The organism is Paraburkholderia sp. EB58, assembly GCF_050436665.1.
Taxonomy (GTDB): Bacteria; Pseudomonadota; Gammaproteobacteria; order Burkholderiales; family Burkholderiaceae; genus Paraburkholderia.
In genome coordinates this window covers 109,970-127,442 of sequence record NZ_JBNDMQ010000023.1, presented here as the reverse complement: position 1 = coordinate 127,442, position 17,473 = coordinate 109,970, and the positions used below count along the sequence as shown (strand labels likewise).

Here is a 17,473-nt window from a genome sequence, read left to right as displayed (position 1 = left end):
GGAAGGTACTGGTGCGCTCGCGCCAACGGCGCCAACGGGTCAAACCGGCAAGCTATAGCAACGACCCTTGCAGGCCATCCAGCAGCTTGCGCACCGGCGCCGGCACTCCATACGCGTCGATGTCACGCAACGGGACCCACACGGTTTCCGCGTCACCGAGCGCTAGCGCCGCATTGCCGCCTCCCGCGCGATCCAGTTCCGCGATTCGCGGTTCGATGTCGAGGCGGAAATGCGTGAACGTATGCGTAAGCGGTGCTAACGGCGAGACCGCACCGTCACCGCCGAATTCACGTGCACGCTCGGCGAGCGCGCTTTCATCCGCCGCTTCCGGCAAGCTCCACAGGCCGCCCCAGATCCCTGACGGCGGTCGTTTTTCTAGCATCACGGCATCGCCGTCGCACAGTACCAGCATCCACGTGCGGCGAGTCGGCACCGCCTTTCTCGGGCGTGCGGCTGGCAATTGCCGCTGTCGTCCGGTCACTTTCGCCACGCACTCGGGCGCAAACGGGCAGCGTTCGCAATCGGGCTTGCCGCGCATGCACAGCGTTGCGCCGAGATCCATCAAGCCCTGCGTATAGGCGCTCACCTCTGAATTGCTGGCGTTGGACGGCAACAGTGATTCGGCCAGCGTCCACATTGCGTTTTCCACGCGCTTCTCGCCTGGGAATCCTTCCACGCCGAACACGCGGGCAAGCACGCGCTTCACATTGCCGTCGAGAATCGTCGCCCGTGCGCCGAACGCAAATGACGCAATCGCGGCCGCGGTCGAGCGGCCAATGCCCGGCAGCTCGGCAAGCGCCTCGACGGAAGCCGGAAACGCCCCGCCATGCAATTCGACCACCGCCTGCGCGCAACGATGCAGGTTACGGGCACGCGAGTAGTAGCCGAGGCCGGCCCACAACGCCATCACGTCGTCGAGCGGCGCGGCGGCGAGGGCTGCGACATCCGGGAAACGCTCGAGGAAACGCGCGTAATACGGAATCACCGTCGACACCTGGGTCTGCTGCAACATGATTTCCGACAGCCAGATGCGATACGCGTCGCGCGTATTCTGCCAGGGCAGGTCGTGGCGGCCATGCTGACGCTGCCAGGCGATCAGGCGTGCGGAGAAATCAGCGAGAGCCGGCGAGGCGGACAAGACGGGCACGTTGGCCGTCGAGGACGGCGTTAGGCGAGAGGGCATCGGAAAATTAGCGCTGGCAGGTCGGACAAAAGTAAGTCGAGCGCTGCCCCTGCACGATCTGTTTGATCGGCGTCCCACATACGCGGCATGGCAGCCCCGCGCGATCATAGACGAAATAGTCGAGCTGGAAGTAGCCGCTTTCACCGTCACTGCCGACGAAATCGCGCAGCGTGCTGCCACCCTTCTCGATGGCTGCGGCAAGCGTCAAGCGCACCGCGTCCGCCAGCAGGTCATAGCGGACTAGCGATACGCGGCCTGCAGGCGTGGTCGGCCGGATGCCGGCGCGAAACAGGCTTTCGGACGCGTAGATATTGCCCACACCCACCACGATTTCCCCCGCGAGCAACGCCTGCTTCACCGAGACCTTGCGCCCACGCGTCTGCCGGTGCATCAGGGCGCCCGAAAAAGCCGGCGAAAACGGCTCGACGCCGAGCCCCGCGAGCAGCGGATGCTCCAGCACGTCGCCATCTTCGCGCGCATGCCACAGGACAGCGCCAAAGCGCCGCGGGTCTCGATAGCGGAGAATGAACTCGTCAAAGATCCAGTCGATATGGTCGTGCTTCGCAGCAGCCGGCAGGTGCGGCAGGTTGCGCAGCACTCGCAGCGTACCGGTCATGCCCAGGTGCACAATGAACCAGCCCGCATCGATCTCGAACAGCAGGTACTTGCCGCGCCGTTCCACCTTGTGGACTACACGGCCCCGCAAGGTTTTCGCAAGGTCCGCGGGAATCGGCCAGCGCAGCGCGGGCGTGCGGACGTCGACGCGCTCAACCCGGCGTCCGGAGACGTACGGTTCGATTCCTCGTCGGGTAACCTCAACTTCTGGCAACTCTGGCATGTCTTACTGGTCTGCAACTTGCATGAGTGGTGTGCGCTTATTGTAGCGAGCGCGTTACAATCGTCCGAAACATTGAACGGATTTCCATGAACTTGTCCTTCGTGAAGCTGTTTTCGAAGCGCCCGGCTCGCACGTCCCGTGTGCCGCACGCCGTGTCCGCTCGCCGTCTGCTCGGCGCGGCAGCGCTTGCCGTGTGGGCGCTCGCCGCCATGCCGGCGCACGCTCAGGATCCTTCGCCGGATACGGACGACAACTCCGTGTCCATACCCGATGCGCTCGGGGGGCAAACGCCGGAAGATCAAAAGAATCTGCCTGACGTGCCGTTGACGAGTCAGATCGTGTTCCAGGTGCTCGCGGCCGAAGTCGCTCTGCAGCGGGATCAGCCGGCGCCAGCGTATCAGACCTATCTCGCGTTGGCGCGCGACACGCACGATCCGCGCATGGCTCAACGCGCCACGGAAATCGCGCTGGCCGCCCAGAGTCCCTCGGATGCGCTGGCGGCTGCGCAGTTGTGGCAGCAGTATGCGCCCACGTCGGAACGCGCGGCGCAACTCGATGCATCGCTGCTCGTGCTGTCGGGCAAGCCCGACGACGCTGAGCCTTTGCTGGCACGTGAACTGGCGAAAGTGCCCGAGGAAAACCGCGGCAGCGCCATCCTCGCGCTACAACTGCTCGTGTCGCGTGGACCGAATCGCATCGGCGGCCTGCATGTGCTGCAGGATCTGCTGAAGAACGACATGAACCGGCCCGAGGCGCAACTGGCTATCGCCCGTCAGCAGATCGTCGCAAATGACGCGCCGGGCGCACGCAAATCGCTCGAGCAGGCGCTCGCGCTGAAGCCCGACTACCTGCCGGCTGCGCTGACGCTGTCGCAGATGGGCCCGGAAGAGCGCAAGGAAGGCATCGCGACCCTCGAAAAATACGTCCAGCAGAATCCGAAATCGCATGATGCGCGCCTCGCGCTGGCGCAGATGTACCTCGCAAGCGACCGTCTCGACGACGCGCAAAAGCAGTTCGAGGCGATGCACAAGGACAATGCGAACGACCTGACGCCGTTGATGGCGCTCGCGCTGATCGACATCCAGAAGAAGGATTTCGCGGGCGCGCAGCCCTTCCTTGAACAGTACGCGCAGAAGGCGGAGAAGACGCCAGGAGCCGACCCGGGCCAGGCGTACATCTATCTCTCGCAGTTGGCGCTCGAGCAGAAGAACGACGCTGCGGCGAGCGACTGGCTCAACAAGATTTCGCCGTCGAGCCAGCAATACATTCCTGCACAGATCACCCGCGCCCAACTGCTCGAAAAGCAGGGTAAGCCGGATGATGCCCGCAAGCTGCTCGCAGGTCTGCAGGCACAGGACCCGCGCGATCAGGCATTGATCGCACGTACGGACGCGGCCATCCTGTTCGACGCGAAGCGTTATCAGGAAGCGGAAGACCGGCTGGCGCAAGCTACCGCGGACTATCCGGACGACCCCGACCTGACCTACGACTACGCGATGGCGGCCGAGAAGAACGGCCACTACGACACGATGGAAGCGCAGTTGCGCAAGCTGATCGAATCGCAACCGGACAACCCGCAGGCCTACAACGCGCTGGGCTATTCGCTCGCCGATCGCGGCGTGCGGTTGCAGGAAGCGGACAAGCTGATCCAGAAGGCCTCATCGCTGGCACCGGACGACGCGTTCATCATGGACAGCGTGGGCTGGGTCAAATATCGCCTGGGCGATACGACGGACGCGCTCAAGCTGCTGCGCAAGGCCTACGACCTGCAACCGAATGCGGAAATCGGCGCCCATCTGGGTGAGGTACTGTGGAAGACGGGCGCGCAGGATCAGGCACGCGACGCCTGGCGCGAAGCACGCAAGCTGGAACCTGACAACGATACGCTCCTCAAAACGCTCAAACGTTTTCAGGTAAACGATCTCTGATGCTCATTTCGAACTGCTCCATCTTCTCGTTCGGTCGCCTGTTCGCTTATCCCCAGGCGCCGCGCCGCGCGGCGCTCGGGCTCGCGGCGGCGGCCGTCGTCGCACTGGCCGGTTGTGCGTCGGTCAAGCCGCGCGAGCCGTCCACCTCGAACGCTACGACCTCCGTCACCGCGCAGACGACCCGCGCCTATCATGGCCGCTTTGCGGTTCAGTACGTCGATCAGAACGGCCAGCAGCGTAACGCCTACGGCAACTTCGACTGGCAGGAAGCGGGCGACACGGTCACGCTGCAACTGCGCAACCCGCTCGGCCAGACGCTCGCGATAGTCACGTCGTCGCCCGCCTCGGCCTCGCTTGAACTGCCGAACCGCCAGCCGCTCACGGCCGACAACGTATCGACGCTGATGCAGAATTCGCTCGGCTTCGCGTTGCCGGTCGAAGGCTTACGTTACTGGCTGCAACCGTCGGCCGCGCCGACTTCGCGGGCAAAGACCGAACAGGATCCGCAGGACCCGTCGCATCTGAAGGAGATCGTCCAGGACGGCTGGACCATCGACTACATCGCGTATGCTGACGCACCGGCCACCGGCCTGAAGCGCGTCAACCTGAGCCGCGAGCAGCCGCCGCTCGACATCAAGCTCGTGCTCGACCAATAGACCCACAGACCAGTAAGCCGGGCCACCGCCCAGGCATTTGTCCCGACTCATGATTGAAACGAACGATTCGCTGCGCGATTGCCTCGCGCCAGCGAAGCTGAATCTCTTCCTGCACATCACCGGCCGCCGTCCCGATGGCTATCACGCGCTGCAGACCGTGTTCCAGTTGCTCGATTGGGGCGACACGCTGCATTTCACGCGGCGCGACGACGGCCGCGTCACGCGCGCCACGGATGTGTCCGGCGTGCCGCCCGAACACGACCTCACTGTGCGCGCCGCACTGCTGCTGAAGAATCACACTGGCAGCACGGAAGGCGTCGATATCGAAATCGACAAACGCCTGCCGATGGGCGCGGGCCTGGGCGGCGGCAGCTCGGACGCTGCCACCACGTTGCTCGCGCTGAACCGTCTGTGGAAGCTCGATTTGCCGCGCGACGAACTGCAGGCACTCGCGCTGAAACTCGGTGCGGACGTACCCTTCTTTGTTTTTGGAAAAAATGCGTTTGCAGAGGGTGTCGGAGAAGCGTTAGAGGCTGTACAATTGCCCGCTCGTAATTTCCTAGTTGTGACGCCGCGGGTTCATGTTCCAACTGCAGCGATTTTTTCCGAAAAATCGTTGACAAGAGATTCAAAACCCCTCACAATTACGGACTTTCTTGCACAACATAGTTGCAACGCAGAATGGCCAGACAGTTTCGGCCGCAATGACATCCAGCAAGTTGTCGTGGGAAAATACGCGGAAGTTGCGCGGGTGCTGAGGTGGTTTGATAACATCGCGCCGGCGCGGATGACTGGATCGGGTGCAAGTGTTTTTGCCGCGTTCCGTAGTCGCGATGAAGCAGAAGCGGTGCAAGCCAAACTGCCGAGCGAATGGAACAGCGCAGTCACAGCAAGCCTGGATACACATCCACTCTTTGCTTTCGCGTCATAGGTTTTGCATCGCCGAGTGGTCCTACACACTCGGTGAAGCTCAAAGTTAGTGTAGGGGAGTCGCCAAGTTGGTTAAGGCACCGGATTTTGATTCCGGCATTCGAGGGTTCGAGTCCTTCCTCCCCTGCCAAAAATTCTCGCAGTTCCTCGCCCCCCAGCCAGAAGCAGGTGCATGATGAGCAGCCATGACGGCCTGATGGTTTTTACTGGCAACGCGAATCCCGCGCTTGCACACGAAGTCGTAAAAATCCTCGGTATCCCCCTCGGCAAAGCGATGGTCAGCCGTTTTTCCGACGGTGAGATCCAAGTCGAGATTCAGGAAAACGTGCGTGGCAAGGATGTCTTCGTCCTGCAATCCACCTGCGCACCGGCGAACGACAACCTGATGGAACTGATGATCATGGTCGATGCGCTCAAGCGCGCATCTGCTGGCCGGATCACCGCTGCTATCCCCTACTTCGGCTATGCCCGTCAAGATCGTCGCCCGCGTTCGGCGCGCGTCGCTATCTCGGCGAAGGTCGTGGCGAACATGCTGGAAATCGCCGGCGTCGAGCGGATCATCACCATGGATCTGCACGCTGACCAGATTCAAGGCTTCTTCGACATCCCGGTCGACAACATCTACGCAACGCCCGTGCTGCTCGGCGATCTGCGCAAGCAGAATCACGAGAACCTGCTGGTCGTGTCGCCGGACGTCGGCGGCGTGGTCCGTGCCCGTGCATTGGCGAAGCAACTGAACTGCGATCTTGCGATCATCGACAAGCGCCGCCCGAAGGCGAATGTCGCTGAAGTGATGAACATCATCGGTGAAGTCGAAGGCCGTACCTGCGTGATCATGGACGACATGGTCGACACCGCCGGCACGCTCTGCAAGGCGGCTCAGGTGCTGAAAGAACGCGGCGCAACGAAGGTGTTTGCGTACGCAACTCACCCGGTTCTGTCGGGCGGTGCAGGCGAGCGTATCGCTGCTTCCGCGCTCGACGAACTGGTGATCACCGATACGATCCCGCTCGGCGATGAAGCCCGCTCGTGCGCCAAGATCCGTTCGCTGACAAGCGCAGGTCTCCTGGCCGAAACGTTCTCGCGGATTCGCCGCGGCGATTCGGTGATGTCGCTGTTTGCAGAAAGTTAAGTATTTGCGAGGGCGCAGCGTGCTTCACGTTGCGCTTTTGCACAATCGGCATGAGCGAACGAAGGTTCGTGCCGTCGAGTCTGGGGCCTCAGCCACAATGGCATGAAGGCCCCGTTTTTACTGCCTGGTCGCGGGCAGTGCATTGGAGATTCAAAATGAAAGTAGTCGCTTTCGAGCGTTCCCTGCAAGGTACGGGTGCGAGCCGCCGCCTGCGTATTTCCGGCAAGACGCCGGCAATCGTTTATGGCGCTGGTGCTGAACCGCAAATGATCGAACTCGATCACAACGCGTTGTGGCACGCCCTGAAGAAAGAAGTTTTCCATTCGTCGATTCTCGATCTGGAAGTCGGCGGTAAGGCGCAACAAGTTCTGCTGCGCGACGTGCAATACCATCCGTTCCGTCAGCTCGTGCTGCACGTGGACTTCCAGCGCGTCGATGCAACGAAGAAGCTGCACACCAAGGTGCCGCTGCACTTCATGAACCAGGAATCGAACCCCGCAGTCAAGCTGTCGGGCGCAGTGATCTCGCACGTTCTGAACGAAATCGAAATCGAGTGCCTGCCGTCGGCACTGCCTGAATTCCTCGAAGTCGACCTCGCGAAGATCGAAGCCGGTCACACGATGCACGCCAAGGACATCGTCCTGCCGGCTGGCGTCGCACTGGTTGCACACGTTGAAGCTGAAAACCCGGTGGTCGCATCCGCGACGATCCCGGCTGGCGCTATCGCTGAAGGCGACGCCGCTGCACCTGCTGCAGGCGAAGGCGAAACGCCGGCCGCTTAAGCTGCATACAGCGAGCAATCCTCTCGATCCGTTTCAATGGAACGGACGATGTGACCCGCCGCGGTTCGCCCCGGCGGGTTTTTTTTCGTTTTTTTCAGGTCGCGTGGCACGCCGCCGGCCCTTAACCAGTCATGACTCAATCATGATCAAGCTGATCGTGGGGCTCGGCAATCCGGGCGCCGAATATACCGCGACGCGTCACAACGCCGGTTTCTGGCTGGTCGATCAACTGGCGCGCGAAGCCAGCACCACCTTGCGTGACGAGCGGCGCTTTCACGGTTTCTACGCGAAGGCACGCCTGCACGGCGAAGAGGTGCACCTGCTCGAGCCACAGACGTACATGAATCGCTCGGGGCAGTCGGTCGTCGCACTCGCGCACTTCTTCAAGATCCTGCCCGATGAGATTCTCGTCGTGCACGACGAACTCGATCTGCCGCCCGGCACCGTCAAGCTGAAGCTCGGTGGCGGCAGTGGCGGCCACAATGGTTTGAAAGACATCTCCGCGCATCTGACGACGCAGCAGTATTGGCGGCTGCGTATCGGCATCGGCCATCCGCGTGATCTGATCCCGGAAAGCGCGCGCGCTGGCGCAAAGCCGGACGTTGCCAATTACGTGCTGAAGCCGCCGCGTCGCGAGGAGCAAGATGTGATCGACGCGTCGATTGAACGTGCGCTCGTACAGATGCCGCTCGTCGTCAAAGGCGAGCTTGACCGGGCGGTGATGCAATTGCATCGCAACAGCTGAATAGCTTGCGCGAGGCCCCTGCTGGCCGGTGAGCCAGTTGGCCCCGGTCCGCGTTCAGCTCGCTGGACAGACACAGGCTGCGGGTTTCGCAGCCATTGCCGGTCTATCATATGGATCGAATCGCAGCCATCAAACATCGACGGGAGGCATGCTTGAGCCGCTATTGGAGTGACATCGTTTATCGTCTGACGCCGTATGTGCCGGGCGAACAGCCCGCGCTCGCCCATCCGGTCAAGCTCAATACCAACGAGAACCCGTATCCGCCGTCACCGCGCGTACTCGAGGCGATCCGTCACGAACTCGGCGATAGCGCAGAATCGTTGCGCCGTTATCCCGACCCGACTGCGCGCAAGCTGCGCGAAACGGTGGCCGCGCACCACGGCATCCGCGCCGAACAGGTGTTCGCCGGCAACGGTTCGGACGAAGTGCTCGCCCTGACTTTCCAGGCGCTGCTCAAACACGATAAGCCGATCCTGTTCCCGGACATCACGTACAGCTTCTATCCGACGTACGCGCGGCTCTTCGAGGTCGATTACCAAACCATTCCCGTCGATGACGCATTCGCCATCCGCGTCGACGACTACGCTTTGCCCAATGGCGGCGTCCTGCTGCCGAATCCGAACGCGCCGACAGGCCACCCCTTGCCGCTGCACGAGATCGAGCGGCTGGTGGCACAGCATTCAGAATCCGTTGTGGTGATCGACGAAGCGTATGTGGATTTCGGCGCACAGTCGGCCGTCCCGCTGATAGACCGCTATCCTAATCTGTTGGTGGTGCAGACTGTCTCGAAGTCTCGCTCGCTGGCAGGCATGCGGGTGGGATTTGCGTTCGGCAATCCGGCGCTGATCGAGGCGCTGACCCGCGTCAAGGACAGCTTCAACTCATATCCGCTCGACCGGTTGGCACAGGTCGCGGCGATCGCCGCCTATCAGGACGACAACTGGTTCCGCGACACTTGCGCGAAAGTCATTGCGAGCCGCGAGCGCCTGTCCGCGGGCTTGACGGCGCTGGGCTTCAATGTCGTGCCATCAGGGGCGAATTTTGTGTTCGCCCGCCAGGAAGGCTACGACGCGGCTACGCTCGCCGCCCGGCTACGGGATAAGGAGATTTTCGTGCGCCGTTTCAAGGCGCCGCGCGTCGATCAGCACCTGCGCATTTCGATTGGCACCGACGCCGAATGCGACGCGCTACTCGAGGCGTTGCAGGACGTGGTTCGCGGTTACGTGGGGTAAGCGAACCGCGTGGGCGAGGCGCACGCGCCTCGCCAAAGCACCCTCAGGCCTTCGCGGCCTGTAGCGCGTGATACTTCGCCATCAAGCCTTCAGGCGTCTCCAGGTGCTGCGGGTCGCGCGGAATGCACTCCACCGGGCACACCTGGATACACTGCGGCTCATCGAAATGACCGACGCATTCGGTGCATTTCTTCGGGTCGATCACATAGATTTCCGGGCCCATCGAAATTGCGTCGTTCGGGCACTCAGGCTCGCAGACGTCGCAATTGATGCACTCGTCGGTAATCATCAAGGCCATACTTCTCTCACTTCACGCCGGCGCAAGGCCGGCTACCGTTCCGTCAAACCCACAGTTTACGCCGGTTAAGGCTGCCCTGCCTGGTCGTTGTCCTGATCCAGCAAGGCCACCTTGTCCTTCAGCCACTTTTCGACGGAAGGAAACACGAACTTGCTGACGTCGCCGCCCAACTGCGCAATCTCGCGCACGATGGTGCCCGAGATGAACTGGTACTGGTCAGACGGCGTCATGAACATGGTTTCGACGTCGGGCAGCAGATAGCGGTTCATGCCGGCCATCTGGAACTCGTATTCGAAGTCCGACACGGCGCGCAGGCCGCGCACGATGACGCGGGCGTTGTTCGTACGGACGAAATCCTTGAGTAGCCCCTTGAAGCTCATTACCTGCACGTTCGGATAGTGACCGAGTACTTCATGAGCGATATCGAGGCGCTCCTCGAGGGTGAAGAACGGCTTCTTGTTGCGGCTGTCGGCGACGCCTACCACCAGCGTATCGAAAATGCTCGACGCGCGCCGAACGAGGTCTTCGTGACCGCGCGTCAGCGGGTCGAACGTACCCGGGTACACGGCGACTACCATGAGACTTCTCCTCTCTTCAGACAAATGGGCACGTCAAGCACGCCCGCAGGGCGCGTTTGCCGCCGGTCGCGCGTGTGACGGCTTGCCGTCCGGCGCTTGTTTTAGAACGCGCATTATTCCTCATTTTCGCGCTGCAGCAAATGATAGTGGACTGCCCCGGCCTTGCCGTGCCGCACGATGGTCCAGCCCGCCAGTGCGGGCGTCTGTGCGATGTCGAGCGCATCGCCAGCTTCCACATAGAGGAATCCTTCGGCGCTGACGAGCGGCGGGGCGAGTTCCAGCGCGCGGCCAAGCAGGTCTGAGCCGAATGGCGGGTCGAGGAATACCACGTCAAACGAAGCCGGTGCGAGGCTCGCGGCGAGGCGCAGAGCGTCGGCTTCGGCAACTTCGATTGTGTTGGGCGCGAGGCGTGCCTGATTGGCGCGCAACTGGCCGGCCGCCTTCGCGTGGCGTTCGACCATCAGGACCCGCGCCGCGCCGCGCGAAGCGGCCTCGAAGCCCAGCGCGCCGCTGCCGGCGAACAGATCGAGACAGCGCTGGCCGTCGAGGCGCTGGCCGAGCCAGTTGAAGAGCGTTTCGCGCACGCGGTCCGGCGTGGGGCGCAGACCGTCGAGGTCGAGCACAGGCAGCGGCGTGCGCTTCCAGTCGCCGCCGATGATACGGATGGCGTGCGGCTTGCCGCGGTTGGACGCAGCGTTGTGCGCTCGGGGTGCAGAAGTACGGGGCATGCAGATTCGAACAGTTGAACAGTTAGGCGATTTGCCCACAGGCGCTTGCTGGCACCGGGGTTGGAGCGCCAACGTTACCACATGGGGGCAGGCATCTCACCCTGGCCGGTCGGCTAATGCTACCTAGCGGCAAGAAAACGCCGGGCCGCCCCAAGTTTGCTTGCCGCCCCTTCGGGGGGCCTGGCGCGCAACGATAGGTTTGGGGGCGGTTCTACGTTCGCCTGATAAAATGAGCAGCTTCCAGCGCCTTGCATCCCGCATTGCCCCGCTGCCTGCCGCTGCCTCCGGTTTTCGCCGGCTGCGCGCACCGGCGCTCGCTCTCACCACGCCAGACCATGTTCAGTTTTTTCAAACGATTCAAGGGTTCGAAAGAGCCCGACGCAACGCACGAGGAATCGCAGACGGCGCCGGAATCCGTCGCGCCCGCGCCGGACACTGCACCGGCCGGCGCGCAGCGCAGCGCCTCGCCAAGCTCCGGAGCCACCGCGGTGCAGCCGTCCGCACCCGCTGCACCGCGGCCGGTCAGCGCCAACGGCGCGCCAGCCGCGCGGGCTGTCAGCGAGCCGCGCACGCCACCTCAGGCAGAACCTGATGAAAGCGTGCTCGAAACCGTTGAGATCGTGCCGCCCCCGCTGCCCGAAGCCGCAGCGAAGAAATCCTGGCTCACGCGCCTGAAGAGCGGCCTGTCGAAGACCAGTTCGAACCTGACGGGCATTTTCATCGGCGCCAAGATCGACGAGGATCTGTATGAGGAACTCGAAACCGCTCTGCTGATGTCCGACGCAGGTGTCGACGCCACCGAGTTCCTGCTCGAATCGCTGCGCGAAAAAGTGCGCGCCGAGCGGCTTACCGATCCGCAGCAGGTCAAGACCGCGCTGCGCACGCTATTGATCGACCTGCTCAAGCCGCTCGAAAAATCGCTGATGCTCGGCCGGGCCCAGCCTCTGGTCATGATGATCGCAGGTGTGAACGGCGCGGGGAAAACCACCAGCATCGGCAAGCTCGCGAAGCATCTGCAGAGCTTCGATCAGTCCGTGCTACTCGCCGCCGGCGACACGTTCCGCGCCGCGGCTCGCGAACAGCTCGCGATCTGGGGCGAACGCAACAACGTAACGGTCGTATCGCAGGAAAGCGGCGACCCAGCTGCGGTGATCTTCGACGCCGTGGGCGCGGCGCGCGCGCGCAAGATCGACGTGCTGATGGCCGACACGGCCGGCCGCCTGCCGACCCAGCTGCATCTCATGGAAGAGCTGCGCAAGGTCAAGCGCGTGATCGGCAAGGCCATGGACAGCGCCCCGCACGAGGTGCTGCTCGTTATCGATGCGAACACCGGTCAGAATGCGCTCACGCAAGTCAAAGCATTTGACGACGCACTGGGCCTCACCGGTCTGATCGTCACCAAGCTCGACGGTACGGCCAAGGGCGGCATTCTCGCGGCGATTGCGCGGCAACGACCGATCCCCGTGTACTTCATCGGGGTCGGCGAGAAGGTCGAAGATTTGCAGCCGTTCAGCGCGGAAGAGTTTTCCGACGCGTTGCTGGGCAGCTAAGCAGCGCAACGGTCATCGCGCAGCACCAACGAAGAGGGCGCGCCCCGTGGAGCGCCCTCTTCGTTTTCAGCCATGCCATCAGGCAAACCGCTCAGTCAGTCAACTAACGCGCCTCACTCCGCATCCGGCTGCACGCCGGGCGCCGCCCTCACGAACGCGTCAAGCTGCGACGCGTGATCATGAATGCGCAGGATCGTCGGAAACTGCGTCACGTCAATCTTGAAACGCTGCGCGTTGAACACCTGCGGCACGAGACACGCGTCGGCCAAGGTCGGCGTATCGCCGAAGCACAGCGCGCCGGTACGCGAATCGCCTGCCAGATGTTCCTCCAGCGTCGCGAAGCCAGACTCGACCCAGTGCCGGTACCACTCGTCCTTGGTCGCGTCGTCGGTACCGACCGTATGCTTCAGATACTTCAGCACGCGCAGATTGTTCAGCGGATGAATCTCGCAGGCAACCTGCAGCGCCACCGATCGCACATACGCGCGGTCGGCCGGCGATTTCGGCAGCAGCGGCGGCTCCGGATGCGTCTCTTCCAGATACTCGATGATCGCAAGCGACTGCTGCAGCACGTTGTCGCCGTCCACCAGCGTGGGCAGGATTGCGTCCGGGTTCAGGCTGCGGTAAGCCGGTTTGAGCTGCTCGCCGCCGTCGCGCAAAAGATGGATTGGCGCATAGTCATACGGCAGATTCTTCAGATTCAAGGCAATGCGCACGCGATACGCCGCCGAGCTACGGAAATAGCTGTAAAGCTTCATATTTGCTTGTCTCCTCCCCGCCTCGTCTTCAGACGACGCGCACGCTGAACTCGCCCAGGCCGTCCACGCCACCCTTCATCGTGTCGCCCTTCACCACCGCGCCAACGCCTTCGGGCGTGCCCGTGAAAATCAGATCACCGGGGTGCAGTTCGAACAGCGTCGACAGGTAAGCTACCGTCTCCGCCACCGACCAGATCAGCTGCGATACGTCCGAGCGCTGCTTTTCTGCGCCGTTGACCGTCAGCCAGATCGCGCCCTTGTCGACCTGCCCCACCTTCGAGACCGGATGGATCGGACCGAGCGGTGCCGAGTGATCGAAGCCCTTCGCGGTATCCCAGGGGCGTCCCAGCTTCTTCGCTTCAGCCTGCAAGTCGCGCCGCGTCATATCGAGTCCGAGCGCGTAGCCGTAGACGTGCTCGAGCGCCTGCTCAACCGGAATGTCCTTGCCGGCCTTGCCGATTGCCGCGACCAGTTCCATTTCGAAGTGAACGTTCTTCGACTGCGGCGGATACGGGAATTCGCCAGTCTCGCCGGGCGCGACATACACGACAGCGTCGGCGGGCTTGCTGAAGAAGAACGGCGGTTCACGGTCGGGGTCGTGCCCCATCTCGCGCGCGTGCGCCTCGTAATTGCGACCCACACAGTAGATGCGGCGCACCGCGAATTGATCGCTGGACCCAACGACCGGCACCGCGACCACCGGTGCGGGAGCAAACACGTAACTCATCCCGTTCTCCAATCTTTAGTAAGCGCCGCGTGCGCGGCAATAAAAGATTGAGTGTAACGCGGGGGCAAGCGCGGAGGGCGCGAGGCCGGCACGGGAGCCCCGCGCGGCGGCCTTGATGGCTTCTCGGCCACATTGCCGCCATCTTCCCGCCAGCTTGCAAGATCGCCATAGATGCGATACTGAGTGGAGGTGTCGTCAAGAGTGCCTCCTCAGGCACCGGTGACAGCAACACCTCAATCTTTGATGAATACCGTGGCCACCCGCGCCGAGCGCCAAGCCACACAGCCCCACTGAACCCGATGACCGAATCAGCCGAAACCGCTTCCTCCGTGTTCCCCTGCGCCCGCTTTATCAAGGAAATTGGCCGCGGACCGAACGGCGCCCGCGCCCTCACGTCCGAGGACACGCACGCGCTCTACAGCGCGATGCTCGACGGGCGCGTCGGCGATCTGGAACTCGGCGCGGTGCTGCTGGCCTACCGGGTGAAAGGCGAAACCGCCGACGAACTCGCCGCAATGCTGGCCGCCGCTCACGCGTCATTCGAGCCGGTTCAGATCGCGCACGGCGCCTACCGGCCGGTTTCCATTCCGAGCTACAACGGTGCGCGCAAGCAGCCGAATCTGGTGCCGCTGCTCGCGCTGCTGCTGGCTCGCGAAGGCGTGCCGGTACTCGTGCATGGCGTCACCGAAGATCCCGGTCGCGTGACGAGCGCGGAAATTTTCACGCATCTGCAAATCGCTCATGCACAAAACCATGCGGAGATTGAAGACAACCTCGCCGCGCGGCGCCTTGCCTTCGCGCCGATCGGCGCCCTCGCGCCAAAGCTCGCGCGCCTGCTCGCCTTGCGGCGCCGGATGGGGGTGCGCAATTCCACTCACACGCTCGTCAAGATCCTGCAACCCTTCGCGCCAGCGGGGTTGCGGCTCGTGAACTACACGCATCCGCCGTATCGCGAGAGCCTCACCCAGTTGTTCAGCACGCATCCGGATGCCGCTGCCGGCGGTGCGCTACTCGCGCGCGGCACGGAGGGCGAGGCGGTGGCCGATACGCGTCGCCAGGTCCAGATTGACTGGCTGCACGACGGCATCTGTGAAACACGCGTGGCCGCCGAGCGCTCGTCGGCCGACGCGCCCGAGGTGGAACTACCCGAAGCGCGCGACGCCGCCACCACCGCCGCGTGGATCGATGCCGTGCTGCGCGGCGAGGCGCCTGTGCCGGGCGCGATCGAGCGGCAAATCGAGGTCATCGTGAATATCGCCAGAACTCCGGCATGACGGGCTTCAGCCGGCATTGATGCAGCCAACGCGACGCCGCGCAACGGCTCATTGCGCGGGGCGGCGGTTGACACATCGCGGCCCGCTCGCATACATTGGACCCATGCGTTCCCTTCCGAACACCCTCCGAATTACCTCCGGCCGCCTAGCGCGGCCCCTATCGCTACGTCTAGCGTAAGCCAGGCGTAGCGCCGCGCGTTGGCCGCCTCAGCGGCTGTCGCACGGTCCCCAAAGTAGTTCCCGCAGTTCCCGCAGTTCCGCGTCACCCCAAAACCGTCGTTCCTTTTAAAACCTGTCAGTCGTCTGCATTCGTCCGTTTACCGTTCGGACGAGTCGCGAGGGTCAAATGCGCGCTTCATGGGCATCACTCAAGGTCGTTACCGGCGTCATCATCGCCATGACGTGCTTCGTACGCGCCCGTTCGTTACTCCCGCTAGCGCCCGGCTCGCGGGCCGTGCATCCGTGGCAGCCCGCCAGCCGCTCGACGCCACACCCCTTTGCAAATGACGAAACGAACGAGGCTCACCATGTTGCGCAACCCTGCTGAAAAATACCGTCCCTTCCCCGCCGTCCGTTTGACCGGCCGAAAATGGCCCAGCCGCACGATCCAGCAAGCTCCCGTCTGGATGAGCACCGATCTGCGCGACGGCAACCTGGCGCTGATCGAGCCCATGAGCATCGCGCAAAAGCTCGAATTCTTCGAGATGCTGGTCGCGATCGGCTTCAAGCAAATCGAAGTCGGCTTTCCGTCGGCCTCGCAGACCGACTTCGATTTCGTGCGCAAGCTGATCGACGAAAAACGCATTCCCGCCGACGTGACGATCGAAGTGCTCGTCCAGTCGCGCGAAGAGCTGATTGCGCGCACCTTCGAGGCGCTCGACGGCGTGCCGCGCGCGATCGTGCACCTCTACAACGCGATCGCGCCGTCGTTTCGCAAGATTGTGTTCAACCAGTCGAAGGATGAGGTGAAAGCGCTTGCGGTCGAAGGCACACGGCTCATCAAGCAGTACGCGCAGGCACGGCCGCAGACGCACTGGATCTACCAATACTCGCCGGAAACGTTCAGCATGACCGAGCTGCCGTTCGCCCGCGAGGTGTGCGACGCGGTCGCGCAAACGTGGCGGCCCACGCGCGATCACAAGATGATCGTGAACCTGCCGGCGACGGTCGAGGCGGCCACGCCGAACGTCTACGCCGATCAGATCGAATGGATGGACCGCAACCTCGCCTATCGGGATAGCATCGTCTTGTCGGTTCATCCGCATAACGATCGCGGCACTGCGGTAGCGGCTGCGGAGCTCGCGTTGTTGGCGGGGGCAGACCGCGTCGAAGGGTGCCTGTTCGGCAATGGCGAGCGCACCGGCAACGTCGACCTCGTCACGCTCGCGATGAACCTCTATACGCAAGGCATCGACCCCGGTCTCGATTTCTCGGACATCGACGCGGTACGCCGCGTGGCGGAGCGGTGCAACCAGCTTCCCGTGCATCCGCGTCATCCGTATGCGGGCGACCTCGTCTACATGGCGTTCTCCGGCTCGCATCAGGATGCCATCCGCAAGGGCTTCGCGCAGCAGGCGCCGGATGCCGTCTGGGAGGTGCCGTACCGGCCGGTCGACCCGGCCGACGTGGGACGCAGCTACGACGCCGTGATCCGCGTCAACGGCCAATCGGGTAAGGGCGGTCCCACCTATCTGCCTGACCACCGGGTCGCGGCCTGACGGCCACGGGCTTCACTCGATCGCGCAACGGGTCGCCTGCCATGCCACCAGCCGCCATTGGCCGTCCACCTGAGCGTGGATCGCGGTATAGGCGATCGGGAACAGCAGCGCGCCGTTGTTCGCCTCCATCTCGATCAGCGCGCGGCCGGTCACGATGAAGGTCTCGCGCCCCGCCGGCAGCACGTCCTGCGACTGGATCTCGATCTGCCGGTAGCGGCGCCGCCCCGCCGTGATACCGTCGATGAACTGCTGCTTCGTTTCGCGTTTGCCATTCGTATGGATATAGCTCACGTTGTCGGAAAGCAGTTCGTCGAGCAACGGCCCGTTACCGTCGACCATCGCGCGAAAGCGGTCGCGCTCGAGCCCACGAATCGCTTCGATCACCTTTTCGGCCATTGCTCAGCCCCTTTGCCTCG

17 protein-coding genes, 1 tRNA gene and 1 pseudogene are annotated in these 17,473 nt (G+C 63.1%); 11 read left to right on the top strand and 8 right to left on the bottom strand.

Annotated elements, in window-relative coordinates; genetic code table 11:
- Nucleotides 1-52: 52 nt before the first annotated feature.
- Both mutY and mutM read right to left on the bottom strand, forming a co-directional pair.
- Nucleotides 53-1,183: an A/G-specific adenine glycosylase gene (gene mutY, locus P3T40_RS28930; RefSeq protein ID WP_429271132.1), complete on the bottom strand. Its 1,131-nt coding sequence runs from the start codon at nucleotides 1,181-1,183 to the stop codon at nucleotides 53-55.
- Between the two features lie 7 nt (nucleotides 1,184-1,190).
- Entirely contained in the window at nucleotides 1,191-2,021 is an 831-nt protein-coding gene (gene mutM, locus P3T40_RS28925) for a bifunctional DNA-formamidopyrimidine glycosylase/DNA-(apurinic or apyrimidinic site) lyase (RefSeq protein ID WP_429271131.1), read from the bottom strand.
- A gap of 86 nt (nucleotides 2,022-2,107) precedes the next feature.
- Here mutM and P3T40_RS28920 point away from each other — a divergent pair, with 86 nt between their 5' ends.
- From P3T40_RS28920 to hisC, 8 genes are all read left to right on the top strand, one after another.
- Nucleotides 2,108-3,949, top strand: coding sequence for a tetratricopeptide repeat protein (locus P3T40_RS28920; RefSeq protein ID WP_429271130.1), 1,842 nt, complete (start codon nucleotides 2,108-2,110; stop codon nucleotides 3,947-3,949).
- A complete protein-coding gene (lolB, locus tag P3T40_RS28915) occupies nucleotides 3,949-4,605 on the top strand; it encodes a lipoprotein insertase outer membrane protein LolB (RefSeq protein WP_429271129.1) in 657 nt (218 codons plus the stop codon). Before P3T40_RS28920 ends, lolB begins: the two co-directional genes overlap by 1 nt.
- A gap of 49 nt (nucleotides 4,606-4,654) precedes the next feature.
- The gene (gene ispE / locus P3T40_RS28910) at nucleotides 4,655-5,536 is read left to right on the top strand and encodes a 4-(cytidine 5'-diphospho)-2-C-methyl-D-erythritol kinase (RefSeq protein ID WP_429271128.1); all 882 of its coding nucleotides are present in this window, start codon (nucleotides 4,655-4,657) and stop codon (nucleotides 5,534-5,536) included.
- 52 nt (nucleotides 5,537-5,588) lie between these two features.
- A tRNA-Gln gene (locus P3T40_RS28905) sits at nucleotides 5,589-5,665 on the top strand.
- 45 nt (nucleotides 5,666-5,710) lie between these two features.
- Nucleotides 5,711-6,667 (top strand): ribose-phosphate pyrophosphokinase, encoded by a 957-nt coding sequence (locus tag P3T40_RS28900; RefSeq protein WP_429271127.1) that lies wholly within the window; start codon nucleotides 5,711-5,713, stop codon nucleotides 6,665-6,667.
- Between the two features lie 155 nt (nucleotides 6,668-6,822).
- The gene (locus P3T40_RS28895; RefSeq protein WP_429271126.1) at nucleotides 6,823-7,449 is read left to right on the top strand and encodes a 50S ribosomal protein L25/general stress protein Ctc; all 627 of its coding nucleotides are present in this window, start codon (nucleotides 6,823-6,825) and stop codon (nucleotides 7,447-7,449) included.
- A gap of 142 nt (nucleotides 7,450-7,591) precedes the next feature.
- Nucleotides 7,592-8,194: an aminoacyl-tRNA hydrolase gene (gene pth / locus P3T40_RS28890; RefSeq protein WP_429271125.1), complete on the top strand. Its 603-nt coding sequence runs from the start codon at nucleotides 7,592-7,594 to the stop codon at nucleotides 8,192-8,194.
- A 152-nt stretch (nucleotides 8,195-8,346) separates the two neighbouring features.
- Nucleotides 8,347-9,426, top strand: coding sequence for a histidinol-phosphate transaminase (gene hisC / locus P3T40_RS28885; protein WP_429271124.1), 1,080 nt, complete (start codon nucleotides 8,347-8,349; stop codon nucleotides 9,424-9,426).
- A 43-nt stretch (nucleotides 9,427-9,469) separates the two neighbouring features.
- Here hisC and P3T40_RS28880 read toward each other — a convergent pair whose 3' ends face one another.
- The 3 genes from P3T40_RS28880 to rsmD all read right to left on the bottom strand — a co-directional run bounded on the left by P3T40_RS28880 (nucleotide 9,470) and on the right by rsmD (nucleotide 11,030).
- Nucleotides 9,470-9,724, bottom strand: a complete 255-nt coding sequence (locus P3T40_RS28880) for a YfhL family 4Fe-4S dicluster ferredoxin (protein WP_090684941.1) — start codon at nucleotides 9,722-9,724, stop codon at nucleotides 9,470-9,472.
- Between the two features lie 65 nt (nucleotides 9,725-9,789).
- Nucleotides 9,790-10,302: a pantetheine-phosphate adenylyltransferase gene (gene coaD / locus P3T40_RS28875; protein ID WP_429271123.1), complete on the bottom strand. Its 513-nt coding sequence runs from the start codon at nucleotides 10,300-10,302 to the stop codon at nucleotides 9,790-9,792.
- A 113-nt stretch (nucleotides 10,303-10,415) separates the two neighbouring features.
- Nucleotides 10,416-11,030: a 16S rRNA (guanine(966)-N(2))-methyltransferase RsmD gene (gene rsmD / locus P3T40_RS28870; RefSeq protein ID WP_429271122.1), complete on the bottom strand. Its 615-nt coding sequence runs from the start codon at nucleotides 11,028-11,030 to the stop codon at nucleotides 10,416-10,418.
- Between the two features lie 335 nt (nucleotides 11,031-11,365).
- On the opposite strand from rsmD, the gene ftsY reads away from it, so the two are divergent.
- Complete coding sequence (gene ftsY / locus P3T40_RS28865; RefSeq protein WP_429271121.1) at nucleotides 11,366-12,580, top strand: signal recognition particle-docking protein FtsY; 1,215 nt, start codon at nucleotides 11,366-11,368, stop codon at nucleotides 12,578-12,580.
- A gap of 113 nt (nucleotides 12,581-12,693) precedes the next feature.
- Here ftsY and maiA read toward each other — a convergent pair whose 3' ends face one another.
- Nucleotides 12,694-13,338, bottom strand: coding sequence for a maleylacetoacetate isomerase (gene maiA / locus P3T40_RS28860; protein WP_429271120.1), 645 nt, complete (start codon nucleotides 13,336-13,338; stop codon nucleotides 12,694-12,696).
- A 28-nt stretch (nucleotides 13,339-13,366) separates the two neighbouring features.
- A complete protein-coding gene (locus P3T40_RS28855) occupies nucleotides 13,367-14,065 on the bottom strand; it encodes a fumarylacetoacetate hydrolase family protein (protein WP_429271119.1) in 699 nt (232 codons plus the stop codon).
- A 299-nt stretch (nucleotides 14,066-14,364) separates the two neighbouring features.
- On the opposite strand from P3T40_RS28855, the gene ybiB reads away from it, so the two are divergent.
- Both ybiB and P3T40_RS28845 read left to right on the top strand, forming a co-directional pair.
- Nucleotides 14,365-15,339 (top strand): DNA-binding protein YbiB, encoded by a 975-nt coding sequence (ybiB, locus tag P3T40_RS28850; RefSeq protein WP_429271118.1) that lies wholly within the window; start codon nucleotides 14,365-14,367, stop codon nucleotides 15,337-15,339.
- Nucleotides 15,340-15,866: 527 nt separating this feature from the next.
- A pseudogene (locus P3T40_RS28845) lies at nucleotides 15,867-17,033 on the top strand (2-isopropylmalate synthase); the annotation flags it as partial.
- Between the two features lie 36 nt (nucleotides 17,034-17,069).
- On the opposite strand, the gene P3T40_RS28840 reads toward P3T40_RS28845, so the two are convergent.
- A complete protein-coding gene (locus P3T40_RS28840) occupies nucleotides 17,070-17,453 on the bottom strand; it encodes a nuclear transport factor 2 family protein (protein WP_429271117.1) in 384 nt (127 codons plus the stop codon).
- Nucleotides 17,454-17,473: the final 20 nt, after the last annotated feature.